The 26109-nt window shown below is 73.3% G+C and carries 22 protein-coding genes and 1 pseudogene; 3 read left to right on the top strand and 20 right to left on the bottom strand.

What is annotated here, in order from left to right; translation table 11 throughout:
- The first annotated feature begins 137 nt into the window (after window positions 1-137).
- Window positions 138-929, top strand: coding sequence for a metal-dependent hydrolase (locus ACIOD1_RS13390; protein WP_365623795.1), 792 nt, complete (start codon window positions 138-140; stop codon window positions 927-929).
- Window positions 930-1009: 80 nt separating this feature from the next.
- Here the strand turns inward: ACIOD1_RS13390 and ACIOD1_RS13385 are convergent, their stop codons facing one another.
- From ACIOD1_RS13385 to ACIOD1_RS13370, 4 genes are all read right to left on the bottom strand, one after another.
- Entirely contained in the window at window positions 1010-2791 is a 1782-nt protein-coding gene (locus ACIOD1_RS13385) for an ABC transporter ATP-binding protein (protein ID WP_401902194.1), read from the bottom strand.
- On the bottom strand, window positions 2788-4617 hold the full coding sequence (locus tag ACIOD1_RS13380; protein WP_401902193.1) for an ABC transporter transmembrane domain-containing protein: 1830 nt from the start codon (window positions 4615-4617) through the stop codon (window positions 2788-2790). Before ACIOD1_RS13380 ends, ACIOD1_RS13385 begins: the two co-directional genes overlap by 4 nt.
- A 124-nt stretch (window positions 4618-4741) precedes the next feature.
- The gene (locus ACIOD1_RS13375; protein ID WP_401902191.1) at window positions 4742-7678 is read right to left on the bottom strand and encodes an FAD-binding and (Fe-S)-binding domain-containing protein; all 2937 of its coding nucleotides are present in this window, start codon (window positions 7676-7678) and stop codon (window positions 4742-4744) included.
- A 67-nt stretch (window positions 7679-7745) separates the two neighbouring features.
- Complete coding sequence (locus tag ACIOD1_RS13370) at window positions 7746-8216, bottom strand: MarR family transcriptional regulator (RefSeq protein WP_365623787.1); 471 nt, start codon at window positions 8214-8216, stop codon at window positions 7746-7748.
- Between the two features lie 85 nt (window positions 8217-8301).
- Here ACIOD1_RS13370 and ACIOD1_RS13365 point away from each other — a divergent pair, with 85 nt between their 5' ends.
- Window positions 8302-10197: an ABC transporter ATP-binding protein gene (locus tag ACIOD1_RS13365; RefSeq protein ID WP_401902189.1), complete on the top strand. Its 1896-nt coding sequence runs from the start codon at window positions 8302-8304 to the stop codon at window positions 10195-10197.
- Window positions 10198-10268: 71 nt separating this feature from the next.
- Window positions 10269-11096: pseudogene (gene mltG, locus ACIOD1_RS13360) on the top strand (endolytic transglycosylase MltG); the annotation flags it as partial.
- 235 nt (window positions 11097-11331) lie between these two features.
- Here mltG and ACIOD1_RS13355 read toward each other — a convergent pair.
- The 16 genes from ACIOD1_RS13355 to ACIOD1_RS13280 form a co-directional block, all read right to left on the bottom strand.
- Window positions 11332-12030: a hypothetical protein gene (locus ACIOD1_RS13355; protein ID WP_401902187.1), complete on the bottom strand. Its 699-nt coding sequence runs from the start codon at window positions 12028-12030 to the stop codon at window positions 11332-11334.
- A gap of 117 nt (window positions 12031-12147) precedes the next feature.
- Window positions 12148-13281 (bottom strand): FAD-dependent oxidoreductase, encoded by a 1134-nt coding sequence (locus ACIOD1_RS13350; RefSeq protein WP_401902347.1) that lies wholly within the window; start codon window positions 13279-13281, stop codon window positions 12148-12150.
- A 13-nt stretch (window positions 13282-13294) separates the two neighbouring features.
- Window positions 13295-14419: an LLM class flavin-dependent oxidoreductase gene (locus ACIOD1_RS13345; protein ID WP_401902186.1), complete on the bottom strand. Its 1125-nt coding sequence runs from the start codon at window positions 14417-14419 to the stop codon at window positions 13295-13297.
- The gene (locus ACIOD1_RS13340; RefSeq protein WP_401902185.1) at window positions 14419-15474 is read right to left on the bottom strand and encodes an ABC transporter substrate-binding protein; all 1056 of its coding nucleotides are present in this window, start codon (window positions 15472-15474) and stop codon (window positions 14419-14421) included. The genes ACIOD1_RS13345 and ACIOD1_RS13340 overlap by 1 nt, the downstream gene beginning before the upstream one ends.
- Window positions 15475-15578: 104 nt before the next feature.
- Window positions 15579-16301, bottom strand: coding sequence for an ABC transporter ATP-binding protein (locus tag ACIOD1_RS13335; protein WP_365623777.1), 723 nt, complete (start codon window positions 16299-16301; stop codon window positions 15579-15581).
- Window positions 16274-17188 carry an ABC transporter permease gene (locus tag ACIOD1_RS13330; RefSeq protein WP_401902183.1) on the bottom strand — a complete coding sequence of 305 codons (915 nt, stop codon included), beginning with the start codon at window positions 17186-17188 and terminating at the stop codon, window positions 16274-16276. The genes ACIOD1_RS13335 and ACIOD1_RS13330 overlap by 28 nt, the downstream gene beginning before the upstream one ends.
- Window positions 17189-17416: 228 nt before the next feature.
- Window positions 17417-17485, bottom strand: a complete 69-nt coding sequence (locus ACIOD1_RS13325) for a putative leader peptide (RefSeq protein ID WP_351286961.1) — start codon at window positions 17483-17485, stop codon at window positions 17417-17419.
- A gap of 248 nt (window positions 17486-17733) precedes the next feature.
- The gene (locus tag ACIOD1_RS13320) at window positions 17734-18219 is read right to left on the bottom strand and encodes a hypothetical protein (RefSeq protein ID WP_365623773.1); all 486 of its coding nucleotides are present in this window, start codon (window positions 18217-18219) and stop codon (window positions 17734-17736) included.
- Between the two features lie 16 nt (window positions 18220-18235).
- Window positions 18236-18478: a hypothetical protein gene (locus tag ACIOD1_RS13315; protein WP_401902181.1), complete on the bottom strand. Its 243-nt coding sequence runs from the start codon at window positions 18476-18478 to the stop codon at window positions 18236-18238.
- Between the two features lie 175 nt (window positions 18479-18653).
- Window positions 18654-19331, bottom strand: a complete 678-nt coding sequence (locus ACIOD1_RS13310) for an HAD family phosphatase (RefSeq protein ID WP_365623770.1) — start codon at window positions 19329-19331, stop codon at window positions 18654-18656.
- 46 nt (window positions 19332-19377) lie between these two features.
- A complete protein-coding gene (locus ACIOD1_RS13305) occupies window positions 19378-19857 on the bottom strand; it encodes an Lrp/AsnC family transcriptional regulator (RefSeq protein WP_365623768.1) in 480 nt (159 codons plus the stop codon).
- 46 nt (window positions 19858-19903) lie between these two features.
- Window positions 19904-20713 (bottom strand): DUF1295 domain-containing protein, encoded by an 810-nt coding sequence (locus ACIOD1_RS13300; RefSeq protein WP_401902177.1) that lies wholly within the window; start codon window positions 20711-20713, stop codon window positions 19904-19906.
- Window positions 20710-21972 carry a class I SAM-dependent methyltransferase gene (locus ACIOD1_RS13295; RefSeq protein WP_401902176.1) on the bottom strand — a complete coding sequence of 421 codons (1263 nt, stop codon included), beginning with the start codon at window positions 21970-21972 and terminating at the stop codon, window positions 20710-20712. Before ACIOD1_RS13295 ends, ACIOD1_RS13300 begins: the two co-directional genes overlap by 4 nt.
- Window positions 21936-22718 (bottom strand): DUF1365 domain-containing protein, encoded by a 783-nt coding sequence (locus ACIOD1_RS13290; RefSeq protein ID WP_401902174.1) that lies wholly within the window; start codon window positions 22716-22718, stop codon window positions 21936-21938. Before ACIOD1_RS13290 ends, ACIOD1_RS13295 begins: the two co-directional genes overlap by 37 nt.
- Window positions 22715-23995: an NAD(P)/FAD-dependent oxidoreductase gene (locus ACIOD1_RS13285; protein ID WP_401902173.1), complete on the bottom strand. Its 1281-nt coding sequence runs from the start codon at window positions 23993-23995 to the stop codon at window positions 22715-22717. The genes ACIOD1_RS13290 and ACIOD1_RS13285 overlap by 4 nt, the downstream gene beginning before the upstream one ends.
- Window positions 23996-24008: 13 nt before the next feature.
- Entirely contained in the window at window positions 24009-26093 is a 2085-nt protein-coding gene (locus tag ACIOD1_RS13280; protein WP_401902171.1) for an MMPL family transporter, read from the bottom strand.
- Between the last annotated feature and the right edge of the window lie 16 nt (window positions 26094-26109).

The following is a 26109-nucleotide window of genomic DNA, read 5'->3' as shown; positions in this document are numbered from 1 at the left end:
TCTTGCCTGGCTTCCGACCGGAAGAGGGAACCGGAGGCCGGAAGGAAGATCATCGAAGGTACGCTGTGCCGTCGACGCGGCCCGACCGAATCGTTCGACGGGGCCCGAGCAGCACACCACCGGGGCGGGGAACGACCATGATGGGTCCGGCGCACTCACTTTCCGGGGCGGCGGCGTGGTTGGGGGTGGGCGCGGCGGCAGCGGCCGCCGGGCACGCGATGCCCTGGCCCGTACTCGTCGTCGGCGCGCTGATCTGCGCCGGAGCCGCCCTGGCTCCCGACCTCGACCACAAGTCCGCGACGATCTCACGCGCTTTCGGGCCGTTGTCCCGGGGCCTGTGCGAGGTGGTCGACAAGATCTCCTACGGCGTCTACAAGGCGACCCGCGCACCGCGCGACGCCCGCCGTACCGGCGGCCACCGCACCCTGACCCACACCTGGCTCTGGGCGGTGCTGATAGGCGCGGGTTCCTCCGCGCTCGCCGTCACCATCGACCGGTGGGGCGTTCTCATCCTGCTCTTCATCCACCTCGTGCTGGCCGTCGAAGGTCTGCTGTGGCGGGCCGCGCGGATGTCCAGCGACATTCTGGTCTGGCTGCTCGGCGCGACCAGCGCCTGGATCCTCGCCGGCGTCCTCGACCAGCCGGGCAACGGCGCCGGCTGGCTCTTCACCGGCCCCGGCCAGGAATACCTGTGGCTCGGCCTGCCGATCCTGCTCGGCGCCCTCGTCCACGACATCGGCGACGCCCTGACGGTCTCGGGGTGTCCCATCCTGTGGCCCCTACCCATCGCCGGGAAGCGCTGGTACCCCATCGGCCCGCCCAAGATGATGCGCTTCCGGGCGGGCAGCTGGGTGGAGCTCAAGGTGTTGATGCCCGTGTTCATGCTGCTCGGTGGGATCGGCGGCGCGTCCGCCCTCGGCTTCATCTAGACCGTCCTGGTCGAATCCCGGAGGGGGCCCGTCCCGTCGGGGCGCCCCCCGGGCCCGGGACCGGGGCCCGGGGCCGGCGGTCAGCCGTGCCAGGAGCGCCACAGGGCGGCGTAGGCCCCGTCGGCGGCGACCAGTTCCTCGTGCGAGCCGAGTTCGCTGATCCGGCCGGCCTCGACCACCGCGATCACGTCCGCGTCGTGCGCGGTGTGCAGCCGGTGGGCGATGGCGATGACCGTGCGGCCGTCCAGCACCCGGGCCAGCGAGCGTTCCAGGTGCCGGGCCGCCCGGGGGTCCAGGAGGGAGGTCGCCTCGTCGAGCACCAGCGTGTGCGGGTCCGCCAGCACCAACCGGGCCAGCGCGATCTGCTGGGCCTGCGCCGGGGTCAGCGCGGTCCCGCCCGACCCCACCTCGGTGTCCAGCCCGGACTCCAGGGCCCGCGCCCAGCCGTCCGCGTCCACCGCGCCCAGCGCCGTCCACAGCTCGGCGTCCGCCGCGCCCGTACGGGCCAGCCGCAGGTTGTCCCGGAGGGAGCCCACGAACACGTGGTGCTCCTGGTTGACCAGGGCCACGTGCGCGCGCACCCGCTCGGCGGTCATCCCCGACAGTCGCGCCCCGCCCAGGGTGACCTCGCCGGTGCGGGGCGCGTAGATCCCCGCCAGCAGCCGGCCCAGGGTGGACTTGCCCGCGCCCGAGGGGCCGACCAGTGCCATCCGGGTGCCCGGCGGCACCGCCATCGACACCCGGTGCAGGACGTCCACGCCCTCCCGGTAGCCGAACCGGACCTCATCGGCCCGCACCTCACGGCCCTCGGGGTCGAGGGTCGCGTCGCCCGCGTCGGGCTCGATCTCGTGCACCCCCACCAGCCGGGCCAGGGAGACCTGGGCGATCTGGAGTTCGTCGTACCAGCGCAGGATCAGGCCGATCGGGTCGACCATCATCTGGGCCAGCAGCGCGCCCGTGGTGAGCTGCCCCACCGACATCCAGCCCCGCAGCACGCAGTAGCCGCCGATCATCAGCACGGAGCCGAGGATGGTCACGTAGGTGACGTTGATGACGGGGAAGAGGACCGTCCGCAGGTAGAGCGTGTACCGCTCCCATGCCGTCCACTCCTTGATCCGGCGCTCCGACAGGGCGATCCGACGCCGCCCCAGACGGTGCGCCTCCACCGTGCGGCCCGCGTCGACCGTCTCGGTGAGCGCCGCCGAGACCGCCGCGTACCCGGCCGCCTCGGACCGGTACGCCGAGGGCGCCCGCCGGAAGTACCAGCGACAGCCGAACACCAGCACCGGCAGCGACACCAGCGCGGCCAGTGCCAGCGGCGGCGCGGTCACGGCCAGCGCCCCGAAGAGCAGCCCGACCCAGACCACGCCGATGGCCAACTGCGGTACGGCCTCGCGCATCGCGTTGGCCAGCCGGTCGATGTCGGTGGTGATCCGGGACAGCAGGTCACCCGTGCCGGCCCGCTCCAGGACTCCCGGCGGCAGGCCGACCGACCGGATGAGGAAGTCCTCGCGCAGATCGGCCAACATCTGCTCCCCGAGCACCGCCCCCCGCAGTCGGACCAGCCGAACGAAAAGGGTCTGGACGGCCAGCGCCACCGCGAACAGCAGCGCCACCTGCCCCAGATGGAGGTCGCGGGCTCCCGCCGAGAGCCGGTCGACCACCCGGCCCAACAGGTACGGGCCGACCATCGACGCCACCACGGCGACCGAGTTGACGGTCACCAGCACCACGAGGGCCCGCCGGTGCCTGTGGAACAGCTCGCGCACATAGCCCCGTACGGTCGTCGAGCTGCCCACGGGCAGCGTCGCGGCCGTTTCGGGGGCTGCGGGGTCGTACTGCGGCGGTGCCACGCCGATCATGCGGATTCCTCGATCCCGGTGAGTTCTTCTTCCAGTGCCCGCACCTCGGAGAACTTCTCCTCCGGCTCCGTCTCGCGGGTCACCACCGCCCGGTAGAGCGGCTCGCCGCGCATCAGCTCGCGGTGCGTGCCGGCCGGCAGGGCCCGACCCTCGTGGACCAGGACCACCCGGTCCGCGCGGTCCAGCAACAGCGGCGAGGAGGCCAGCACCACCGTCGTGCGCCCGGCCCGCAGGGCCGCGATGCCCTCGGCGATCCGAGCCTCGGTGTGCGAGTCGACGGCCGAGGTCGGCTCGTCCAGCACCAGTACCTCCGGATCGGTGACCAGCGAGCGGGCCAGCGCGATCCGCTGGCGCTGCCCGCCCGACAGGGACCGGCCGCGTTCGGTGATCCGGGCGTCCATCGGGTCGTCCACCCCGTCGGGGGCGGACTGGAGCAGCGCGTCCAGGACGTCCGCGCACTGCGCGGCCGCCAGCGCCTGCCGCGCCGTGACCGCTCCGGAGGCCGGTACGTCCAGCAGCTCGCGCAGCGTCCCCGACAACAGCACCGGATCCTTGTCCTGTACGAGGACCAGCTCGCGCGCCACCTCCAGCGCGAGCCCGTCCAGGGCCACCCCGCCCAGCAGGGCCGAAGCGGTCTCCTCGGCCGCGTCCACGGGATGCCCGCCCAGCCGCTCGGCGAGCCGGCCCGCCAGATCCGGGTCCCCGCACACCACCGCCGTGAACTGCCCGGCCGGGGCCAGCAGTCCGGTCGCCGGGTCGTACAGGTCCCCGCCCGCAGCGGGCGGCGCAGCGGGCGGCGCGACGGGCCCGACACCCTGCCCGCCGGCCTCGGTCCGCGTCAGCGACAGCACCCGGGCGGCCCGGTCGGCGGACGGCCGGGAGAAGGAGTACGCCATCGCGATCTCCTCGAAGTGGCGCAAGGGGTAGAGCATCGTGGCCACCGCGCTGAACGCCGCGACGAGTTCACCCACGTCCAGGCGACCGTCCAGCACCAGCGCCGCGCCGTACCAGACCACGGTGATCATCAGGGCGCCCGGGAGCAACACCTGGATCGCCGAGATCAGGGCCCACATCCGGGCGCTGCGCACCGCCGCCTCACGGACGTCCTGCGAGGCCTCGCGGTAGCGGCTCAGGAACAGTTCCTCGCCGCCGATCCCGCGCAACACCCGCAGTCCCGCCACGGTGTCCGAGGCCAGCTCGGTGGCCTTGCCCGCCTTCTCCCGCTGGACGTCGGCGCGGCGGGTGGCGTGCGGCAGCAGGGGCAGCACGGACAGGGCGAGCACGGGTACGCCGGCGGCGACGACCACGCCGATCGCGGGGGCGTAGAACAGCAGCCCCACACAGATCGCGACGACGGCGAAGGCGGCGGCGAGGAAGCGGGAGACCGCCTCCACGAACCAACCGATCTTCTCGACGTCACCCGTGGAAACCGCCACCACTTCTCCCGCCGCGACCCGTCGGGTCAGCGCGGCGCCCAGTTCGGCCGTCCTGCGGGCCAGCAGTTGCTGCACCCGCGCGGCGGCGGTGATCCAGTTGGTGACGGCGGTGCGGTGCAGCATGGCGTCGCCCACCGAAATGGCGACCCCGATCACGAGGAGCAGCGCGCCGACGAGCAGGAGCCCGGTCCCGTCGCGCCGGACGACCGCGTCGATGCCCAGCCCCAGCGCGTAGGGCAGCCCGGCGATGCCGCAGAAGTGCACCAGCCCCCAGGCCAGACTCTTGGCCTGGCCGCCGAGTTGGCCCCGGCCGAGCCAGAGCAGGAACCGGGGGCCGGAACGGGCGTCGGGTACCCCTGGGTCCGGATACGGAAGATCACTGATCTGCATGACGCCCCACGACTGGTCGACGAGTCCAAACCACGCAAGGTTCGCCTTCCGGACCCGCTGCGGGCAATCGATTTTCCGGCAGGGGGCATGGGCCCGGCGCGTGTTTCCGCTCGTCGCAGGGGTGTCAGGGCCGGGTGGCGCGCTCCAGTTCGATGAGCGCCGAGTGGTAGCTCCGTCCGGTCGCCCGCTCCATGCCGACCTCGCACATGCGGTTCGCCGACAGGTGCGCGTCGAACTCCCGCGCCGTCACCTCCCTTGCCTCGTGGGCCGTCGCGGAGTCGGTCAGCTCCGGGTGCAGCATGCCCCGGTCACCCGCGAAGGCGCAGCAGCCCACGTCGTCCGGAATCACCACTTCCGTGGCGCAGGCCTCGGCGACCGTCCGCAGCCGGTCCTCGTCCGCGAGGTGCCGCATCGAGCAGGTGGGGTGCAGGACCGCCGAGCCGACGGTGCGCAGGATCTCCAGGCGCGGCAGCAGCTCCTCGGCCGCCCAGACCACCGAGTCCACGATCCGCAGTTCCGCGTGCAGGGCGCGGTTGTCCTCCGTCAGGTAGGGGACCACCTCGTGGGCGATGCCGAGGGTGCAGGAGGAGGCGTCGACCACGAGCGGCAGCCGCCCCCCGGCCGTCCAGCCCCAGGCGGCCTCGACGATCCGGTTGGCCATCAGCCGGGTGCCGTCCTCGTAGCCCTTGGAGTGCCAGATCGTCGCGCAGCAGGTCCCGGTGACATCGCGCGGGATCCACACCGGCCTCCCGGCGCGCTCCGACACGGCCACGATCGCTTCCGGCAGGGAGGGCCCCGGATCGTCCTCGGGGCCGCCGAAGATCCGGTTGACGCAGGCCGGGTAGTACACGGCGGCCGCGCCGACCCGTCGCGTGGGCGGCGGCCGGCGCGCCGCCGCGCCGGGCACCTGCGGCAGCCACCGGGGGACCAGGTCCGGACGTACGACCTTGCGCGCCGCGTCCGTCACGGCGCTCAGCACGTCGTCCCCGACCAGCCCGGTGATCGTGTCGGCGGCGGCCACGGCCAGCCGCGCGGCGGCCTCGACGGTACGGAACCTCCGCGCGGCCAGGGCGGCGGCCCGTTCCTCGCGGGGGCCGTGACGACGATGGCGGAAGTCCCTCATCAGGGCGCCGGTGTCGATGCCGACGGGGCAGGCGAGCTTGCAGGTGGAATCGCCCGCGCAGGTGTCGACGGCGTCGTAGCCGTAGGCGTCGAGGAGCCCGTCGAGCACGGGGGAGCCGGGTTGTTGCCGCATCATCTCGCGGCGCAACACGATGCGCTGGCGCGGAGTGGTCGTCAGGTCCTCGCTGGGGCAGGTCGGTTCGCAGAACCCGCACTCGATGCAGGGGTCGGCCGTCGCCTCGACCCGGGGGATCGTCTTGAGCCCGCGCAGATGGGCCCGGGGGTCGCGGTCGAGGAGGATCCGGGGGGCGAGCACCAGGTCGGGGTCGACCAGCCGTTTGGTGCGCCACATCAGTTCGGTGGCCCTCGGCCCCCACTCCAGTTCCAGGAAGGGGGCCATGTTCCGGCCGGTGGAGTGCTCGGCCTTGAGGGAGCCGTCGAACCGTTCCACGGTGAGCCGGCAGAAGGCGTCCATGAAGGACCCGTACCGCTCCACGTCGGCGGGGGAGGCGGCGTCGAAGGCCAGGAGGAAGTGCAGGTTGCCGTGGGCGGCGTGACCGGCGACGGCCGCGTCGAAGCCGTGCCGGGCCTGGAGGGCGAGCAGTGCCTCGCAGGCCTCGGCCAGCCGGGACGGGGGCACGGCGAAGTCCTCGGTGATCAGGGTCGTTCCGGGGGCGCGGGCCCCGCCGACGGCGGTGACGAAGGCCTTGCGGGCCTTCCAGTAGCCGGCGATGGTGCCCGGATCGGAGGTGAAGGCGTTGCCGACGGAGGCCACCGGCGCGACGAGTTCCAGACCGGCGAGCACCTCGGCGGCGCGCCGTTCGTACGCGGCGCGGCCCGCCGCGTCGGACGCGCGGAACTCCACCAGCAGGGCGGCGGTGTCCTTGGGCAGCAGTGCCCAGGCGGCGGGTACGCCCGCGACGCTGACGGAGGCCCGCAGGGTGTTGCCGTCCATCAGCTCGACGGCGAGCGCGCCGGCGTCGTTGAACAGCGGTACGGCGGCGGCCGCGGCGGGCAGGGACGGGAAGAAGAGCAGGGCGGTGGTCAGCTCGCGGTCCAGGGGGAGGGTGTCGAAGACCACCTCCGAGATGAAGCCGAGGGTGCCCTCCGAGCCGACCGCCAGGCCGCGCAGGATCTCCACCGGGGTGGAGCCGTCGAGGTAGGCGTCGAGCCGGTAGCCGGTGGTGTTCTTGATCTCGTACTTGGCGCGGATGCGGGCGACGAGGGCCGGATCGGCCTCGATCTCCCCCTTGATCTCCATCAGCCCGCGGCACAGGCCGGGCTCGGCGCGTGCCAGCTCCTCGTCGGCGAGCGGATCGGCGGTGTCCACGACGGTGCCGGTCGGCAGGACGAGGGTGAGGGAGGAGAGCGTGCGGTACGAGTTCCTCGTGGTCCCGGCCGTCATGCCGGAGGCGTTGTTCGCGACCACTCCGCCGAGGGTGCAGGCGATGGCGCTGGCCGGGTCGGGGCCCAGCACCCGGCCGTGCCGGGCGAGCGCTGCGTTGGCCCGGAACACGGTGGTCCCCGGTCGGATCCGGGCCCGCCGGCCCTCCTCCAGGACCTCGACCCCGGTCCAGTGGCGGCGTACGTCGACCAGGATGTCCTCGCCCTGGGCCTGTCCGTTCAGGGAGGTCCCGGCGGCCCGGAAGACGACCTCGCGCTGTTTGCCGTGGGCGTAGGAGAGGACGGCGGAGACGTCGTCGATGTCCTCGGCGATGACGACCACCTGCGGAACGAACCGGTACGGGGACGCGTCGGAGGCGTAGCGGACCAGGTCGGAGACCTTCCACAGCACCTTCTCGGCGCCGAGAAGCTCGATCAGCTCGGCGCGCAGGGGCTGCGGGGTGCCCGCGGCCAACAGGTCGGGGACCCGGTCCGGGGCCGGCGGACGGTGGCCCGAGGGCCGCAGCGCGTCCGGGTTCGGTTCCAGCAGCGGCATGAGCGACCCCTTTTCCGTCGGCGTACGTCGGCGCAAGACGACGTACGCCGGTGTACGGCAGCGCCCGTCAGCAGGGGCGCTCCGCCGGAGCGTCCGCCAGGGCGTTGAGCAGTCCGCCGAGCACCTCGCGCTGCGCGGCGGTCAATGGAGCCAGGATCTCCTCCGCGGCGTCGGTCCGCGCGCTGCGCAGACGGCGCAGCGTGGCGCGACCGGTTTCGGTGAGCTCGATGCGGATCACCCGGCGGTTCGCGGGGTCGGGCGCGCGGCGGACGCAGTCGGCGGTCTCCAGACCGTCCACGAGGGTGGTCACGGCGCGCGGTACGACCTCAAGGCGCTTGGCCAGATCCGCCATTCGGGGCGGCTGGTCACCTCCGTAGTGCGCGACGAGCCGGAGCAGTCGACCCTGGGCCGGGGTGATGCCGAGCGGCTCCATGTGGCGCTTCTGGATGCGGTGGAGCCGGCGCGTGAGGCGCAACAGCTGCTCGGCGAGGACGCCGTCGGTGGAATCGCGGGTGTCGGTCTCGGAACCGGTGCTCATACTGGGAACAGTACCAGGACCGGATTCATTGTGAGTATAGGTAACAATGAGCTATGCTCATCGGAGTCTCGTCAGAAGGAGGCCCATGCGCCCCGAAGAACCGAAGTGGACCCCATCGAACGAATCCCTGGACCCCACTCGCCCCGCCCCGGCGGAACGCCCCCGGGAACTGCGCCGCATCATCGCCCTCTTCCGCCCCTACCGCGGTCGCCTCGCCGTGGTCGGCGCCCTGGTCGCCGCCTCCTCGCTGGTGGGTGTCGCCTCGCCCTTCCTGCTCAAGGAGATCCTGGACGTCGCGATCCCCGAGGGGCGGACCGGGCTGCTCAGCCTGCTCGCCCTCGGCATGATCCTCACCGCGGTCGTCACCAGTGTGTTCGGCGTGTTGCAGACCCTGATATCCACCACGGTGGGGCAGCGGGTCATGCACGACCTGCGCACCGCCGTCTACGCCCAGCTCCAGCGGATGCCGCTGGCCTTCTTCACCCGCACCCGCACCGGTGAGGTGCAATCCCGCATAGCCAACGACATCGGCGGCATGCAGGCCACCGTCACCTCGACGGCGACCTCCCTCGTCTCGAACCTGACCGCCGTGATCGCTTCCGTCGTCGCGATGCTCGCGCTCGACTGGCGGCTCACCCTCGTCTCCCTGCTCCTGCTGCCCGTCTTCGTGTGGATCAGCCGCCGCGTCGGCCGCGAGCGCAAGAAGATCACCATGCAGCGGCAGAAGCAGATGGCCGCCATGGCCGCCGAGGTCACCGAGTCCCTCTCGGTCAGCGGCATCCTGCTCGGCCGGACCATGGGGCGCTCCGATTCCCTGACGGAGTCCTTCGCCGCGGAGTCCGAGAAGCTGGTCTCCCTGGAGGTGCGCTCCAGCATGGCCGGGCGCTGGCGGATGTCGACGATCGGCATCGTCATGGCCGCCATGCCCGCGCTCATCTACTGGGCGGCGGGCATAGCCCTGCAGACCGGTGCCCCCTCGCTCTCCGTGGGCACCCTGGTCGCCTTCGTCAGCCTCCAGCAGGGCCTGTTCCGGCCCGCCGTCAGCCTGCTGTCGACCGGAGTGCAGATCCAGACCTCCCTGGCCCTGTTCACCCGCATCTTCGAGTACCTCGACCTGCCCGTGGACATCACCGAGCGCCCGGACGCGGTGAAGCTGGGGCGCGCGAAGGGCGAGGTCCGTCTGGAGGACGTGCACTTCGCCTACGAGGCCAAGAACGGCCCGACGCTGACCGGCATCGACATCACCGTCCCGGCGGGCGGTTCGCTGGCCGTGGTCGGCCCGACCGGCTCCGGCAAGAGCACCCTCAGCTACCTGGTGCCCCGGCTCTACGACGTCACCGGCGGACGCGTCGCCCTCGACGGGGTGGACGTGCGTGACCTCGACTTCGACTCCCTGGCCCGCTCCATCGGTGTGGTCTCCCAGGAGACCTACCTCTTCCACGCCTCCGTCGCCGACAACCTGCGCTTCGCCAAGCCGGACGCCACCGACGAGGAGATCGCCGAAGCGGCCCGTGCCGCCCAGATCCACGACCACATCGCGTCCCTGCCCGAGGGCTACGACACCCTCGTCGGCGAACGCGGCTACCGGTTCTCCGGCGGCGAGAAGCAGCGCCTGGCCATCGCGCGCACGATCCTGCGCGACCCGCCCGTGCTCATCCTCGACGAGGCCACCAGCGCCCTCGACACCCGCACCGAGCACGCCGTGCAGCGCGCCATCGACAACCTCTCCCAGGGACGCACCACCATCACCATCGCCCACCGCCTCTCCACCGTGCGCGACGCCGACCAGATCGTGGTCCTGGACGCCGGACGGATAGCCGAGCGCGGGACGCACGAGGAACTGCTCGGGGCCGGCGGACGCTACGCCGCGCTGCTCCGCCGCGACCGGGACGCCACGCAGGCACCGGAGCGGGAACGGGTGCGGGCGGACGCGGGACCGGGGGCCGCCGGGGAGGCGGTACCGACTCCGGTGAACGTGTGAGCGTGTGATCGTATGAAAATAGTGGGAGTGTGATGCCCGGAATCTACCGACATGCCGGTTAGCGTTCCGGCATGCCTCATGAGTACCGGCCGCCCCAACACCGCTCCCGGCTCACCCGTAGAGGTCGCCTGGCGCTCTTCGCCTGCGCGCTGCTCGGATTCGGCGCGGCGGTGGTCGTCCCGATGCTGCCCGCCGCGCAAACACCCGAGAAGCCGCGGCACCTGCTCGTCGCCGAGGGCTGGCGGGCCGCACAGGTGTACGCCGCCGTCGACCGTGAGCTGAAGCTCCCGGCCGGGACGACGAAGAAGGCCGTCGCCGCCGCGCCCTTGGCCCTGCCGGCGGAGGCGAAGGGAAACCCGGAGGGGTACCTCTTCCCGGCGACGTACCCGGTGACTTCCAAGTCCACCCCGGTCGCCCTGCTCACCCACATGGTGCAGACGGCGAACCTGAAGCTCGCCACGAAGGCCGTCGCCGACGGGGGCAAGGCCCACGGCATGACCGCCTACCAGACCGCCACGCTCGCCAGCATCATCGAGGCGGAGGCCGACAACCCGGCCGACATGGGCAAGGTCGCGCGGGTGGTGCACAACCGGCTGGCGAAGTCGATGCCCTTGCAGATGGACTCCACCATCAACTACGCGCTGAACCGCAGCACCGTCGACACCAAGATCGGCGACACCCGGATCGACCACCCCTTCAACACGTACGAACGCCAAGGCCTGCCGCCGACCCCGATCGACAGCCCCGGACTCCAGGCCATGGCGGCGGCGGTCGCGCCGACCCCCGGGGACTGGCTGTTCTTCGTCACCGTAAAACCGGGGGACACCCGCTTCGCGGCCACCTACGAGGAGCACAAGAAGAACGTGGCGGAGTTCAACCGACTGCGCGCGGCGGCGGGAGCACCGGCGGCCACGGGAGCACCGCCCGACGCGGAGGCGAAGGGGGCGCAGGCGAAGGGCGCGGAGGCGAAGGGCGCGAAGCCTCCGAAGGACCCCAAGGACCCCAAGGACCCCAAGGACCCCAAAGACCCCAAGGCCCCGAGCCCCAAGGAGCCCAAGGACCTCAAGGCGGTGTCGGCCGCCAAGGGGGTCAAGCCGTCGCCGACGGCGAAGGGCTCCTGAGGCCCCTCGGGCCTCAGGAGGCCCAGGGCAGGCGGACGGCCTCGATCTCGGAGTCGTCCAGGAGGGCCTCGACGAGCGGCGCGGGGCCGGCGACCTTGGTGGCCCAGAGGTCGTAGTCCGTGCAGAAGACCCAGGAGCGGTCCTCGGCCCAGAGGTTGGACGGGCTGAAATTCGTGTCCGGGTGGTCGTACAGGGCCTTCGCGTCACCGAGCCGGCCGCGCAGCACGCGCAGGTCTTCGAAGTCGAAGACCTGCACCGACAGCGGGTTGAAGTAGGCCAGGCAGGGGGTGTCCGGGCCCTGCGGGCTCTGCTCGACGAGGATCTCGACCAGCCGGTTCCAGGTGTCGCGGTCCAGGCTTCCCTCGGTCGGCGGGGCGATCCCGATCGGCCAACTCCCGGACTTCCGGGCCGAGGGGAAGCAGCGGTGGCACGGCAGCGTCCCCTCCGGGACCAGGGGGTCGCCGGTGCGTCGGGCCAGTTCCGCCCAGCGCAGCCGACGCCACTGCGGTCCGGGGTGCTCGGCGCGGCCCAGGCCGCCTCCGGTGGCGACGGTCGATTCGGCCAGGTCGAAGCCCGCGATCGTTTCGGGCGGCATGCTGCCGTCCGCCACCCGGGCCCGCCGGTACGCGTCGTACGACACGTCGGCCGGGCCGTGCTTGTGTTCGTACATGGCGTTGAGCACCCAGGCGGCGTCCGGCAGGGGCGGTGGCATGAAGCCGGTGAGTCCGTCGTCTGCGCTCAGCTCGCGCAGTCAGTCGGTCTCACCGGACGGCGCGAGCGGCCACCGGGCGGTCGCCGGGGCGGAGGACTCGGACACCCGGCCATGATCTCATCCGACGCCCCGGCCCCGGCCCCGGCCCCGGTCCGGCGTGGGGACGGGCGCCGGGACCGGGGCGCGGGCCAAGAGGCGGCGGATCGCGCGGGTGGCCGCGCCGCCCGCACGGTTGGCCCCGACGGTCGAGGCTGAGGGGCCGTACCCGACCAGGTGGACGCGCTCGTCGCGCACCGCCCGGGTGCCCTCGACCCGGATTCCGCCGCCCGGTTCGCGCAGCCGCAGCGGGGCGAGGTGGTCCACGGCCGCCCGGAAGCCGGTGGCCCACAGGATGATGTCGGCGTCCACCCGGGTGCCGTCCGACCAGGCCACGCCCGTCGGGGTGAGGTGGTCGAAGGCCGGCCGGCGTGCCAGGACCCCCGAGTCGAGTCCCGCCCGGACGGCGGCGTTGAGCGGCAGCCCCGTCACGCTGACCACGCTCTGCGGCGGCAGCCCCCGCCGGACCCGGTCCTCGACCAGGGCCACCGCCGCGCGTCCCTCGGCCTCGCCGAAGCCGCCGTCGCGGAACACGGGGGGCCGGCGGGTCACCCACGTGGTCCCGGCCGCCACCTCGGAGATCTCCAGGAGGTGCTGCACCGCCGAGGTGCCGCCGCCCACGACCACCACCCGGGCCCCGGCGAACTCCTGCGGGCCCGGGTAGTTCGCGGTGTGCAGTTGGCGCCCCCGGAACAGCTCCTGACCCGGATAGCGGGGCCAGAACGGCCGGTCCCAGGTGCCCGTGGCGTTGACCAGCGCCCGCGCCGACCAGCTGCCGGACGCCGACTCGACGAGCAACCGCCCCGGCCCGGCGGAGCCCCCGTCGCGCACCGCGCTCACGTCGACGGGGCGACGTACGCGCAGGTCGAACCGCTCCTCGTACGCCGCGAAGTACTCCCCGATCACCTCGGAGGAGGGGCGCAGCGGATCGGCCCCGACCAGTTCCATGCCGGGCAGCGCGTGCATGCCGTGCACCTTGCCGTAGGTGAGCGAGGGCCAGCGGAACTGCCAGGCCCCGCCCGGGCGCGGCGCGTGGTCCAGGACCACGTGGTCGATGCCGGCCCGGGCCAGGTGGTAGGCGCTGGACAGGCCCGCCTGGCCGGCGCCCACGACCACCACGTCCACCTCTGCCGGCGCTTCCGCGTACCCCGCCATTTCGTTCACGGTTCTACCAACCTCGGGCGGCCACCGGATCTTCCCGCCCGGCGAGGAGCCCGCGCGACGCCAGCTCCGGGGTCACGCCCTCGCCGAACCAGTACGCCTCCTCCAGGTGCGGGTAGCCCGAGAGCACGAAGTGCTCGATCCCGAGGTCGTGGTACTCCTCGATCCGGTCGGCCACGTCCGCGTGGCTGCCGACCAGGGCCGTTCCCGCCCCGCCGCGGACCAGACCGACGCCCGCCCAGAGGTTCGGCGAGATCTCCAGCTTGTCCCGGGAGCCGCCGTGCAGGGCCAGCATCCGCTGCTGGCCGACGGACTCGCTGACCCCCAGCAGGGACTGGGCGGTGGCGATGTCCGTGTCGGAGAGGTCCCCGAGCAGCCGGTCGGCCGCCGTCCAGGCCTCCTTCGCCGAGTCCCGAGAGATCGTGTGCAGCCGGATCCCGAAGCGCACCGTGCGTCCACGCTCCTCGGCCAGCCCGCGGATCCAGTCGATCTTCTCCTTGACCTCCTGCGGTCGCTCGCCCCAGGTGAGGTACACGTCCGCGTGCTCGGCGGCCACCGGCCCGGCCGCCGCCGAGGAGCCCCCGAAGAAGATCTCCGGCAGCGGGTCCGGCGGCAGCGCCGTCAGCCCGCCGTCGATCCGGTAGTGCTCGCCCTGGAAGTCGTACGGCGTGCCGCCCCACACCCCCCGGACCACCGAGAGGAACTCGGCTGTCCGCTCGTAGCGGCGGTCGTGGTCGAGGTGGTCGCCGAAACGCCGCTGCTCGGCGGAGTCCCCGCCCGTCACCACGTTCAGCAGCAGCCGCCCGCGGGTGATCCGCTGGTACGTCGCCGCCATCTGCGCGGCCAGCGTGGGCGAGATGACCCCGGGCCGGAAGGCGACGAGGAACTTCAGCCGCTCCGTGTGCTGGGCCAGGGCGACCGTGGTCAGCCAGGCGTCCTCGCACCAGGTCCCGGTCGGGGTCAGCACGGCCTCGAAGCCGAGCCGCTCGGCCGCCTTCGCGATCTGGGCGAGGTATTCGATGTCGGGGGCGCGCACCCCGGCGGTGGCCGTGTTGTGGGCGTAGGCGTGCCGGTCCACGAGGGTGCGGCCGTCGCCTCCGGTCGGCAGGAACCAGTGCAGTCGGACGGTCATCAGGAGTCCTTCCCGGACACGCGCGGGGCGGTGGTGGAGGGCGGCAGGTCGCGGTTGAAGCGGGTGTCCACGAAGTCCTTGAAGACGACCTTGCCGGGGATCAGCTTCAACTCGGCGAAGGTGTCGGCGATCTTCTGCTCGGAGGCGACGGCCGCGTCGTCGACGGCCACCGTGACCCGGCTGCCGTTGCTGCGCTTGACGGCGTCGAGGGCCACCTCGTACGGGAGGCCGGTCTCCTTCGACCAGACCTTCGCCCACTCCTCCGGGTGCGTGAACACCCAGTCCTGGGCGCGCTGGAGGCGCTGGAGGTAGTCCGCGATGGCCTTGCTCTTCGCCCCGTTCGCCAGGGCGGAGGGCGCGGCCACCTGGAAGCCGAGTCCGTTGACGATGCCCTCGCCGTTGGTCAGCACCCGGGCGCCGGCGCGCAGCACCTGGGAGGTGTACGGGTCCCAGACCGCCCAGGCGTCGACCTTGCCGCTGTTGAAGGCGGCGAGCGCGTCGGCGGGCTGGAGCAGGGTGATCTGCACGTCGGTGGGGGTCAGGCCGGCCGCCTGGAGGCCGGCGATCAGCTGGAAGTGCGCCGAACTGCCCTGCGCCACCGCGATCTTCTTGCCGCGCAGCTCGGCCGGGGACTTCAGCGGGGAGTCCTTGGGCACCAGGATCGCCTCGCCGGCCGAGGAGCCGTGGGTGGCGGCCACCACGGTGATCTTCGACTTGGCGGCGGCGGCGAACACGGGCGGGGTGTTGCCCACTCCGCCGATGTCCACGGCCTTGGCGTTGACCGCCTCCAGCATCGGCGGACCGGAGGTGAAGGTGGACCACTTGATCGTGTAGTCGAGCTTGTCCAACTCGCCGGCCGCGCGCAGCAGCGACTCGGATCCGCCCTTCTGGTCGCCGACGTTCAGCGTGACCGAGGCTCCGCCCGCTCCGCCGGCCTTCGTGCCCTCCTGGCCGGCCGGCTCGGAGCTGTCGGCGGCGGAGTTGCCGCCGCAGGCGGACAGGGCCAGCGACAGCGGGATCAGGGCGGCGAGCAGGGGCAGGGAACGGCGTCTCATGTCGGTTCTCTTCGATCTCTCGTACGGGGCGGGCGGAAGGGGATGCGGCGAATCGGGGTGCGGCGAATCGGGATGGGGCGGGAGGAGGTGGGGCGCCAACGGCCTCAGTGGACGCCGAGTTCGGCGAGGAGTCGGCCGCGCAGTTCGGCGAAGCCCGGGTCGCCGGCCGAACGGGGCCGCTCCAGGGGCACGCGGACGTCGTAGGCGATCCGGCCCTCGTCCATGACGAGGATGCGGTCGGCCAGGAGCACCGCCTCGTCCACGTCGTGCGTCACGAGCAGCACCGCGCAGCCGCGCCGCTGCCACAGCTCGGACACCAACCGCTGCGCGTTGATCCGTGTCAGCGCGTCCAGCGCGCCGAACGGCTCGTCCAGCAACAGCAGATCGGGCTCGCGCACCAGGGCCCTGGCCAGCGAGGCCCGCTGGGCCTCGCCGCCCGACAGGGTCTTGGGCCAGGCATCGACGCGGTGCTCCAGTCCCACCTCGGCCAACGCCCGTTCGGCGCGCTCCCGTTCGGGCCGACCGGGGAGGCCGAGCAGGACGTTGCGCCATACCCGCTTCCACGGCATCAGCCGGGGCGCCTGGAAGGCCACCGCCCGGCGTTCGGGGACGAGCACCTCGCCGGAGATCTCCCGGTCCAGGCCGGCCAGGATCCGCAGCAGGGTGGACTTGCCGCAGCCGCTGCGCCCCAGCAGGACGGTGAACTCGCCCGCGTGCAGGCTCAGGTCGAGGCCGTCGATGACGGCCCGTCCGGCGAAGGACCGCGTCAGCCCGTCGACGCGTACGGCTGTCCGGGGGATCACTGACCCGTGAACGTCGGTCGCCATTGCAGCAGCAGCCTTTCGAGAGCGCGGACGACGAGATCGGCGGTGAGGCCGAGGAGGGCGTAGACCGCGAGGCAGACGACGATCACGTCCGTACGGAAGAACTCGCGCGCCTGGTTCATCAGGAACCCGATGCCGGCGTCCGCGTTGATGGACTCCCCGAACACCAGGGCGAGCCAGGCGGTGGCGAGGGAGTAGCGCAGCCCGGTCATGAAGCCGGGCAGCGCGCCCGGCAGCACCACGTGTCGGACCAGACCCCAGCGGCCCAGCCCCAACGCGCCGCCCGCTTCGATGAGTTGCTCGTCCACGCCGCGGATCCCGGCGTAGACGTTCAGGTAGAGGTGGAAGGCCGTGCCGAGGGCGATCAGGGCCACCTTCGGAGCCTCGCCGATGCCCATCCAGATGATGAACAGGGGGATGAGGCCCACCCACGGGACGGTGCGCAGCATCTGCACGCTCGCGTCGATCAGGTCCTCCCCGAGCCGGGACAGCCCCGACAGCAGCGCGAGGGCCGTACCGGCCGCCCCGCCGATCAACAGGCCGATCGCGACGCGCTGGAGGGATATCCACATCGCGGACGGCAGGGTGCCGTCCCCGATCAGGTCCGCGCCGGCGGAGGCGATGGTCGACGGCGGCGCGAGGGTCTCCGGGGCCAGGACCCCGAAGGTGCTGGCGAGTTGCCACAGTGCGAGCAGCGCCAGGGGGCCCGCGGTCCGGCGCAGCCAGCGGGGCGGGGACCCACGACGCACCGAGGTCGGTACGACGGGGACGAGCGTGGGGGCCCGGCGGTCGGGGGTCGAGGCGGAAGTCGGGGTGGGCTCGGCGGAAGGATCGATGGTGTGGGATACCGATTTGGGGGATATGTCGGGCGGTGCGTGGTCGAGGCTCATCGAGGCTCCACGGAGGAGGAGGGGCGGAGGGGACGGGAGTGCCGTGCGGGACGGACGGGACGAGCGGGGGAGGCGTACGCGTCAGGCCGCGGACGCCCGGCCGGACGCGTACGCCGGTACGGCGGAGCGGTTCGGGGGCGTGGGCCTCAACGGCCCGTGCGGCAGGGGGTGTTCAGGGCGTGCGACAGCCGAGCGCGGAGCGCTGGTGGCACGGAGGGAAATTGGGCGTCAGCAGCCGCGGCGACACGCGGCGGAGGCCACCCGCAGCAGGTCGATGTGACCGCGCGTGGTGAGCATGGCTGAACGCAACATGCGGCAGAAGGTAGCCGGCCGGCGGGGCGCCGGTCAATGGTGTCTCGCCTGTCGGACGACGCGTCTCCGATATTGGGATGCCAGGCGTCAGGAGCCGGGCGCCGGGTGTCAGGAGCAGGGTGTCAGGCATCAAGCGCCCGGCAACGAGGCCGCCCCCGTGCGGCGATGGAGTGCATCGCCGCACGGGGGCGGTGGGGTGGTGTCCGGGCCCGGGCGCGGGCCGGCCTCCTCGCTCAGGCGGATTCCGCGATCCAGGCGGCCAACTGCTCGGGCGTGGTGGACGGGTCGGCCACCAGCGTGGCCAGCGCGTCCTCCTTGAAGGTGGCCGTGGTGACCGCCGGGCAGCGGTGGCACGCGGCCACGCCCGACTGCTGCCACCACTGGCACCGTGCGCGCAGGTGGCACCGTGGGACCGCGCGGGCGTCCGGCGCCGCCTCGGGCAGGGTCAGGACCCGTTCCACCAGGGAGCAGTCGTTCCCCCGCCGGTTGGCGCACGCCGAGACGCAATGCGAGGCGAAGCGCAGCACCCGCGTCGGTTCGATCCCCTCGGGGAGCGAACCGAGCACCTCGGCCGCCGGAACCGGATCGGCCAGGTAGGTCACCCGACCGTCGACCGCCGAGCGGACTCCGAGGACGAGGGACTCGGGCGCCCGCGCCTCACCGCTCGGACACCAGGTGGGCGGCTCGGCCGCCGTCGTCGTCCGCTGCTCGCTTCCCACGGTGCTCACCGTCCCGTCAGCTGTCGAGCGCGTCGGCCGACGCGAGGACCTCACGGCCGATGGGGTCGCCGAGGGTGCCCTGGAGGCCGAGGGCCTGTTCCTGGGCCACGGCCTGCGTGAGGTTCGCGTGGAGCTGCTCCACCGAGGTGATCCGCGCGCCGCCGACGGGGGCGGCGTTCGCCGTCCCGGCCGCCGCGATCGCGATGCCGGCCGCCATGACGACCGCCGCGCCGCCCGTCGCCAGTCTGTTCCTCTTCATGTGCATCAAGCCCTCTCCTGGTCCGGAGCGGCGTGCTGTCGCGCCGCCGGGGCCGAGCGTAGGAGCGGGGCGCCGGTACGAGGGGCAGTCCGCGGGGGCAGTTTCGCCGGCCGGTGTGCCCCCGGGCCGTGCGCCCCCTCCGGCCGGTGCGCTCGGGCCGGGTGCCGCGGATTCCTCAGGCCGTGCGCCGTTCGGTGAGCCAGTCGTGGGCGGCTTCCGCGCTGAACTCCGCCTGGCCGCCCGCGAAGAGCAGGTCCGCGGCGGCGAAGGCCGGGTCGCCGGCGGACAGCGCCACGTAGGGGATGGCCACGCAGCGCATCCCCGCCGCCCGCGCGGCCTCGGCGCCCGGGGCGGCGTCCTCGACGACCACGCAGTCGGCGGGAGCCACCCCGAGTCGCCGGGCCGCCTCCAGGAACACGTCCGGGGCGGGCTTGCCGTGGGCGACCTCCTCGGCGGAGACCACGGTGGTGAGCACCGCGTCCAGACCGGTGCCCGCCAGCACGGCGTCGATGGCCTCCCGGGAGGAGCCGGAGGCCACGGCCATCGGGACGCCCTCCGCGTGCAGCCGCTCGACGAACCTGCGCATCTCCGGGAAGGCGTCCGTACGCCTGCGCGCCAGCTCCAGGTAGGCGGCGTTCTGCTCTTCGAGCAGTTGCCCGACGGGGGCCCGCAGGGCGTGGCGCTCCTTGAGGATCTCCAGGGTCTCCAGCGTCCCGATCCCGATGAACCGGGAGTGCTCCTCCCAGGTGAAGTCGGGGACGCCGTGGCGTTCGAGGGTGACGCGACCCGACTCGTAGTAGTTCGGTTCGCTGTCCACGAGGGTGCCGTCGAGGTCGAATATGACGGAAATCATGCGGAGTGCCCGTCCTGCCGTGCGTGTGCCTGTCTCCACCATCCTGTCAGGGTTTGCCCGCCGCTCGCCCCACGGCTTCCACGAGCGGCAGCAGCCGGTGGGCGACCCGTTCGCGCAGGGCGATCTCGGTACGGGTGCGGACCACGCCCGGAAGGCGGATCAGGCCCTGGATCACGTCCTCCAGGTGCGCGTTGTCCCGCGCCACCACCCGGGTCAGCAGGTCGCCGCCACCCGTGATCGAGAAGGCCTCGACGATCTCCGGGACGGCGGACAGGGCGTCGCCCACCTCGTCCAGCCGCCCCTGGGTGACCTCGATGTGCACGAAGGCCAGCACCGGGTGCCCGAGCGCGGCGGGGGAGAGCGCCGGACCGGTCCCGGTGATCACGCCGGTGCGTTCGAGCCGGTCGAGGCGGGCCTGGAGGGTGCCCCGGGCCACGCCGAGGATCCGGGCGTACTCGCGCACGCTCGTGCGCGGCTGTGCGATCAGCAGGCCCAGGATGCGCGTGTCCAGCTCGTCCACCGGCATGTCCGGACTGTACCAATGGCCCGGTTGGCGCCGCTCGCGGCCCGGCTCACCCGGCCCCGTCCGCGGACGGCTCCCGCCTCGGCGGCCACGGCAGGAAGCCGCTGGTCCGCGCCCGGTACTCGGCGTACCCGGGCCGCCCGGCCATGTGCCGCTCCAGCAGCCGCTTCCCGCTCCCGGCGATCAGCAGGTACGACATGACCAGCGGGGCCACGAGGGACACCGCGGCCGCCGCCGGCGACCCGCAGGCGACCAGGTAGATCCCCCACCACACGCAGAAGTCCCCGAAGTAGTTCGGGTGCCGGGTCCAGGACCACAGCCCGCGGTCCATGATCCGGCCGCGGTGCGCGGGATCGGCCTTGAAGCGGGCCAGCTGGTGGTCGCCCACCGCCTCGAACGTGACGCCCGTCAGCCACAGCAGGACCCCGACCAGCGCGAGCGGGCCGAGCCGGCCGCCCGCGTACGCACCCGCCTGCACCGGGAGCGACACCAGCCACACCAGCGCCGCCTGGAGCAGGTACACCTTCCGCAGCGCGTACAGGCTCCGGCTGCCCGGGGCCCGGGCGAGCATCCGCTCGTAGCGCGGGTCCTCCCCGTGGCCCCGCCCCCGCCACGCGATGTGCCCGGCCAGCCGCAGCCCCCACGCCACCGTGAGCACCGTCAGGAGGAGGACCCGGCCCCCGCCCCCGCCCGCGGTGGCGTACGTCGCCACGGCCACGGCCGCGAAGGCCAGGCCCCAGGCCACGTCGACCACCCGGTGCAGGTGTCTGCGCACCCCCACCGCGAAGGCGAGCAGCATCACGGCGAGCGCCGCGAGGGCGGAGACCGCGAGGTTGACGCCGAATCCGGACCAGTTCACTCCCGCTCACCCCCGTCCCGGCCACCCGCACCCGTCAGTAGAATCTGGTGGACGTCGAGGTAGCCCGAGGCGAAACCGGCCTCGCAGTAGGCCAGGTAGAAGGTCCACATCCGGCGGAAGGTCTCGTCGAAGCCCAGGGCGGCCACCCGGTCCGCCCGCTCGGCGAAGCGTTCCCGCCACAGCCGCAGCGTCTGCGCGTAGTGCGCCCCGTAGCCCTCGCAGCGGGTCACCCGCAGTCCGGTGTGCGCCCGCGCCATCTCCTCGATCACCTGGACCGAGGGGAGCATCCCGCCCGGGAAGATGTACTTCTGGATCCAGGTGTACGTGTCCTTCGTGGCCAGCATCCGCTCGTGCGGCATGGTGATGGCCTGGAGCGCGACCCGCCCGCCCGGCGCCAACAGCCGGTCCAGCGTGGCGAAGTACACCGGCCAGTACTCGGCGCCGACCGCCTCGATCATCTCCACGCTGACGACGGCGTCGTACCGGCCCGTCGCCTCGCGGTAGTCGCACAGCCGGACCTCCACCCGGCCCTCCAGCCCGGCGGCCGCGATCCTGCGCAGGGCCAGCTCCCGCTGCTCGTGCGAGAGGGTCAGCGTCACCACGCGGGCCCCGCGCCGGGCGGCCCGCAGGGCCAGCTCGCCCCAACCGGTCCCGATCTCCAACAGCCGTGTGTCCGGGCCCACCTGTGCCAGGTCCAGCAGCATGTCGATCTTCCGGTGTTGGGCCGCGGGCAGCTCCTTCCAGGAGGCGGGCAGGGCGCGGAACACCGCCGAGGAGTAGGTCATCGTCGGGTCGAGGAACTCCCCGAAGAGTTCGTTCGACAGGTCGTAGTGCCGCCGGATGTTGCTCCGCGAGCCGTCCGGGGTGTTGCGTTCGAGGGTCGGGTGCCGGGCCGCCCACAGGCCGCGCAGACGTTGCAGCGGGGCGGGCACCAGTGCCTCCACGTGGCCCGCCAGAACCGTCAGCACGGCCACCGGGTCCCGGGCGTCCCATTCCCCGGCGACGTAGGACTCGCCGAAGCCGATCAGGCCCTCGGCGGTGATGCGCCGCTCGAAGGCGGCCGGATCGTGGACGGCCATGGCGGGACCGCCGCGGCCGAGGAGTTCGGCCCGGCCCATGCGGACCTGGAGCGGGAGCCGGTCCAGCGCCCGCCGGATGATCATCCGGCCGACGGCCGCCTTCGTGCGGGAACACGGCGGCACGGCCGGAAGGGTCGAAACGCTCACTTCACACCCTCCTGGGGTACGTGTGGGGGGCACGGCCGCACGGCGAGGCCGCGCAGCCACAGCCGGACGCCGTGGAATCGGATGCCCACCGCCACGCCGACGGTGGACCAGGGATGACGCAGGGCGGCCCGCAGCAGTCCGGGCGCCGTGGCCGGGCGGCGCCCGCCGCTGACGGTCGCCGTCAGCCGGGCGCCGTCCGCGGTGCCGGACAGTCGCACCGACAGCGAGATCCGCTCGTCGGGCACCGGCAGGCGCATCAGGTAGTCGCCGTCCACCCCGAAGAAGGGGGAGACGTGGAACTCCTTGGCGGTCCGCCCGCCCGACTGCGCGACCTCGGGGCCGAGCAGGTAGACGTGTCGGCCGCCGTAGGTGTTGTGCACCTCGGCGACCACGTGCAGGAGCCGCCCGTCCGGGGCGTGGCACCAGTACACGGACAGCGGATTGAAGACGTACCCGAACACCCGCGCGTGGGCCAGCATCAGCACCCGGGAGTCGGGCGGGAGCGCGGCCCCGCGCGCCGCGAGGAACGCGTCCAGGCCGGCCCGGATCGTGGGCAGGCCGCCGCCGAAGTGGTCCCGCGCGTCGAAGCCCGCGAGCAGCCGCAACGGCCCGGGTGGGCGCGGGAGTTCCGCCAGGTCGACCAGCCACATATACGTGCGGTGCCGCAACCGGTACGAGGGCCCGCGGCCCGCGCGCACGTGCCGTGTCTCGGTGTCGTAGAGCGCGGGCCGGCGCGGCGCCACCACCCGGGGCCCGGCTTCGGGCAGGACGGCGCTCACCACTCCACCCCCAGGGCCGCGGCCGCCTCCACGCCCGAACGGCAGCCGTCCTCGTGGAACCCCCACCCGTGGTAGGCCCCGGCGAAGGCCGTCACCGGCCCCGACAGCTCCGGCAGTCGGCGCTGGGCGGCGACCGACTCGGGCGTGTACAGCGGGTGTTCGTACTCCATCTCGGCGATCACCCGGTCCGGGCGCACCCGTTCGTCGCCGCCGAGCGTGACCACGTACGGCTCCGGGGCGTCCAGGCCCTGGAGGCGGTTCATGTCGTAGCTGACCTGGACGGGGACCTCGGAGGGTCGGCAGCCGTCCAGCCGGTAGTTCCAGCAGCCACGCGCACCCGGGGCGCGGGGCAGCACGGAGGCGTCGGTGTGCAGCACCGTCCGGTTGCGGGAGTAGTGGAAGGCGCCGAGCGTCGCGCGCTCGGCGTCCGTCGGATCGGCCAGCAACCCCAGTGCCTGGTCGGCGTGGACGGCCACGACCACCGAGTCGTACGCGTCCGAAGCCCCGTCGGCCGTGGTGACGAGCACCCCGCTCCCGGTGCGGGCGAGGGACCGAACGGGCACGCCCTGACGGACCGCGCCGAGACCCAGCTCCTCCCGGACCCGCTCCACGTACCGGGCCGAACCACCTTCCACGGTCCGCCAGTTCGGGGAGCCGCCCACCGCGAGCATCCCGTGGTGGGCCAGGAACCGGAACAGGTAGCGGGCCGGATAGGAGAGGGCGCCGCCCGGCGGGCAGGACCACACCGAGGCCACCAGCGGGATCGCGAAGTGCCCGGTGAAGTACGGCCCGAAGCCGCCCCGCTCCAGGAACTCGCCCAGGGTGATCTCGTACGTCCCCGCGGGTGTCGCCAGCAGCCGCCGGGCCTGTCGGTGGAAGGCCGGCACCTGTGCCAGCATCCGCAGGTACGCGGGACGCAGCGCGTTCGACGGCCGGGCGAACAGGCCGCGCGGCCCGCGCGCCCCCGCGTACTCCAGGCCGCACCCCTCGCAGCGCACCGACAGGCTCATCGTGGTCGGCCGGGTGGCCACCCCCAACTCGCCGAACAGGCGCAGCAGGTGCGGGTAGGTGCGGTCGTTGTGCACGATGAAACCGGAGTCCACCGGGCGCACCAACCCGTCGGGTCCCTTCACCTCGTGGGTGTGGGCGTGCCCGCCCAGGCGTTCGTCCGCCTCGTACAGGGTCACCTCATGGGTCCTGGCCAGCACGTACGCCGCCGTCAGCCCCGAGACACCCCCGCCGACCACGGCGGTGCGCGGTCGTCCTCGCTCGGTCATCTCGCTCCCTCCTTCATGCCTTCGCTCCCTCTTCGGAGCGAGAGGGGGTCTTGGATGTGTCCTGCGGCGAACCGGGCCACCACGAGATCGGCCCCAGGTCCCTGACCAGGGCCGGGACCAGCAGGGAGCGGACGATCAGCGTGTCCAGGAGCACCCCGAGGGCGACGATGAAGGCGATCTGCACCAGGAAGGCGAGGGGGATCACCCCGAGGGCCGCGAACGTCGCCGCGAGCACCACCCCGGCGGAGGTGATCACCCCACCGGTCGAGGTCAGTCCCCGCCGGACACCTTCGCGGTGGCCGTGCGCGACGGTTTCCTCGCGGACCCGGGACATGAGGAAGATGTTGTAGTCCACACCGAGGGCCACCAGGAACACGAACCCGTACAGGGGCACCGAGGCGTCCGTCCCGGTGAAGCCGAACACGCCGCGGAAGACGAGGGCCGACACACCCAGCGTGGCCAGGAAGTTGAGCGCCACGGTGGCCACCAGCAACACCGGCATCACCAGCGAACGCAACAGCCCCGCGAGGATCACCAGGATGATCGCCAGGACCACCGGGACGATCAGCATCCGGTCGCGGGCGGCGGTGGCCTGCGTGTCGTGGCGCTGGGCCGTGTAACCGCCGACCAGGGCGTCGGCGCCCGGGACGGAGTGCACCGCGGTGCGCAGCCGGACCACGGTCGCCTCGGCCGCCGGGCTGTCGGCCGGGTCGGCCAGGGTGGCGTCGATCCGGCCCCGGCCGCCGGGACCGGGCGCGCCGACCACCGCCGCGCCGGCCACCCCCTCGGTCGCCCCGGCGGCCGCCACCACCCGCGCCGCGCGGTCCGCGTCGGCGATGACCACGGCCGGGTTGCCCGCCCCGCCGGGGAAGTGCGCGCCGAGCGCGGCCTGCGCCGAGACGGAGGGGGCTTCCTTCACGAAGATCTCGTCGAGCGGCACCCCCTTGGACTCCAGCGTCGGAGCGAAGGCCGCGCAGGCCAGCAGACCCACCAGGGTCAGGGCCCACACCCGGCGCGGGGCCCGGTCCACCAGCGCGGCGACCCGTGCCCACAGCCGATGACCTCCGTCGGGACCCGCCTGCGGTCGGGCCGGCCAGTACGCGGCCCGCCCCAGCAGGACCAGCGCGGCGGGCAGGAAGGTCAGCGCGGCCAGCACGGCGCAGGCGATCCCCACCGCGCCGACCGGCCCCAGCGCCCGGTTGTTGGTGAGGTCGCTGAGCAGCAGGGCGAGCAACCCGAGGGCCACCGTCGCCGCGCTCGCCGTCACCGGGCCCCACGTGCGGCGCCAGGCGGCGCGCATCGCCTCGAACCGGTCGGAACGTACGGCCAGTTCCTCCCGGAACCGGGCCGTCAGCAGCAGCGCGTAGTCGGTCGCGGCGCCGATGACCAGGATCGACAGGATCCCCTGCACCTGGCCGTCGACCCGTACGAGCCCCCGGTCGGCCAGCGCGTACACCACCGCGCAGGCCAGTCCGAGCGCCAACACGGCCGCGAAGACCACCACCAGGGGCAGCAACACGCTGCGGTACACCCCGAGCAGGATCACCAGCACGGTGCCCAGTGCCACGCCCAGCAGCAGGCCGTCGATCCCGGCGAAGGCGTCCTTGAGGTCGGCCTGGGTGGCCGCCGGACCGGCGATCCGGACCGTCGTCCCGGGCACCCGCGAGGCTGCCGCCCGGACCTCGTCCAGGGCGCCGGGCAGCCGGTCCCCGAGGTCCGGCCGCAGCGGGACCACCCCGCGCAGGGCCCGCCCGTCCGGCGCGGGCAGCGCGGGCGACGGGGGTCCGGCCAGGTCCGGCCGGGCGGCGAGAGAGGCCAGGGCGGCTCCGGCGGCCTCCCGTTGCCCCGCGGTGACGGTCCGGCCCTCCGGGACCGTCCAGACCACGACGGCGGGCAGCGCTTCGGCCTGCCGCAGCTCCCGCTGGGCCTGCGCCACCCGGGTGGACTCGGCGCTGCGCGGCAGGAAGGCGGCCTGGTCGTTGGTCGCGACCTCGCCGAGCTTTCCGGCGTAGGGGCCGAGGACTCCGCCGATGGCGAGCCAGCCGACCAGGAGGACGAACGGAATCACCAGACGGGTGATCCGGGGGGACGGGGACATGGCACTCCCGGGTGCG

Source organism: Streptomyces sp. NPDC088097, from assembly GCF_044741845.1.
GTDB lineage: Bacteria > Actinomycetota > Actinomycetes > Streptomycetales > Streptomycetaceae > Streptomyces.
This window is presented reverse-complemented; position numbering and strand designations above follow the sequence as displayed.

Excerpts from the sequence above, each read along its gene's own strand:
- ACIOD1_RS13280 (WP_401902171.1), bottom strand. The coding sequence starts at position 26,093 with ATGTCCCCGTCCCCCCGGATCACCCGTCTGGTGATTCCGTTCGTCCTC.
- ACIOD1_RS13315 (WP_401902181.1), bottom strand. The coding sequence starts at position 18,478 with ATGAAGAGGAACAGACTGGCGACGGGCGGCGCGGCGGTCGTCATGGCG.
- ACIOD1_RS13375 (WP_401902191.1), bottom strand. The coding sequence starts at position 7,678 with ATGCCGCTGCTGGAACCGAACCCGGACGCGCTGCGGCCCTCGGGCCAC.
- ACIOD1_RS13340 (WP_401902185.1), bottom strand. The coding sequence starts at position 15,474 with ATGAGACGCCGTTCCCTGCCCCTGCTCGCCGCCCTGATCCCGCTGTCG.
- ACIOD1_RS13350 (WP_401902347.1), bottom strand. The coding sequence starts at position 13,281 with ATGGCGGGGTACGCGGAAGCGCCGGCAGAGGTGGACGTGGTGGTCGTG.
- ACIOD1_RS13305 (WP_365623768.1), bottom strand. The coding sequence starts at position 19,857 with ATGCCGGTGGACGAGCTGGACACGCGCATCCTGGGCCTGCTGATCGCA.
- ACIOD1_RS13335 (WP_365623777.1), bottom strand. The coding sequence starts at position 16,301 with ATGGCGACCGACGTTCACGGGTCAGTGATCCCCCGGACAGCCGTACGC.
- ACIOD1_RS13345 (WP_401902186.1), bottom strand. The coding sequence starts at position 14,419 with ATGACCGTCCGACTGCACTGGTTCCTGCCGACCGGAGGCGACGGCCGC.
- ACIOD1_RS13330 (WP_401902183.1), bottom strand. The coding sequence starts at position 17,188 with ATGAGCCTCGACCACGCACCGCCCGACATATCCCCCAAATCGGTATCC.
- ACIOD1_RS13310 (WP_365623770.1), bottom strand. The coding sequence starts at position 19,331 with ATGATTTCCGTCATATTCGACCTCGACGGCACCCTCGTGGACAGCGAA.
- ACIOD1_RS13380 (WP_401902193.1), bottom strand. The coding sequence starts at position 4,617 with ATGCAGATCAGTGATCTTCCGTATCCGGACCCAGGGGTACCCGACGCC.
- ACIOD1_RS13285 (WP_401902173.1), bottom strand. The coding sequence starts at position 23,995 with ATGACCGAGCGAGGACGACCGCGCACCGCCGTGGTCGGCGGGGGTGTC.
- ACIOD1_RS13370 (WP_365623787.1), bottom strand. The coding sequence starts at position 8,216 with ATGAGCACCGGTTCCGAGACCGACACCCGCGATTCCACCGACGGCGTC.
- ACIOD1_RS13385 (WP_401902194.1), bottom strand. The coding sequence starts at position 2,791 with ATGATCGGCGTGGCACCGCCGCAGTACGACCCCGCAGCCCCCGAAACG.
- ACIOD1_RS13390 (WP_365623795.1), top strand. The coding sequence starts at position 138 with ATGATGGGTCCGGCGCACTCACTTTCCGGGGCGGCGGCGTGGTTGGGG.
- ACIOD1_RS13355 (WP_401902187.1), bottom strand. The coding sequence starts at position 12,030 with ATGCCACCGCCCCTGCCGGACGCCGCCTGGGTGCTCAACGCCATGTAC.
- ACIOD1_RS13365 (WP_401902189.1), top strand. The coding sequence starts at position 8,302 with ATGCGCCCCGAAGAACCGAAGTGGACCCCATCGAACGAATCCCTGGAC.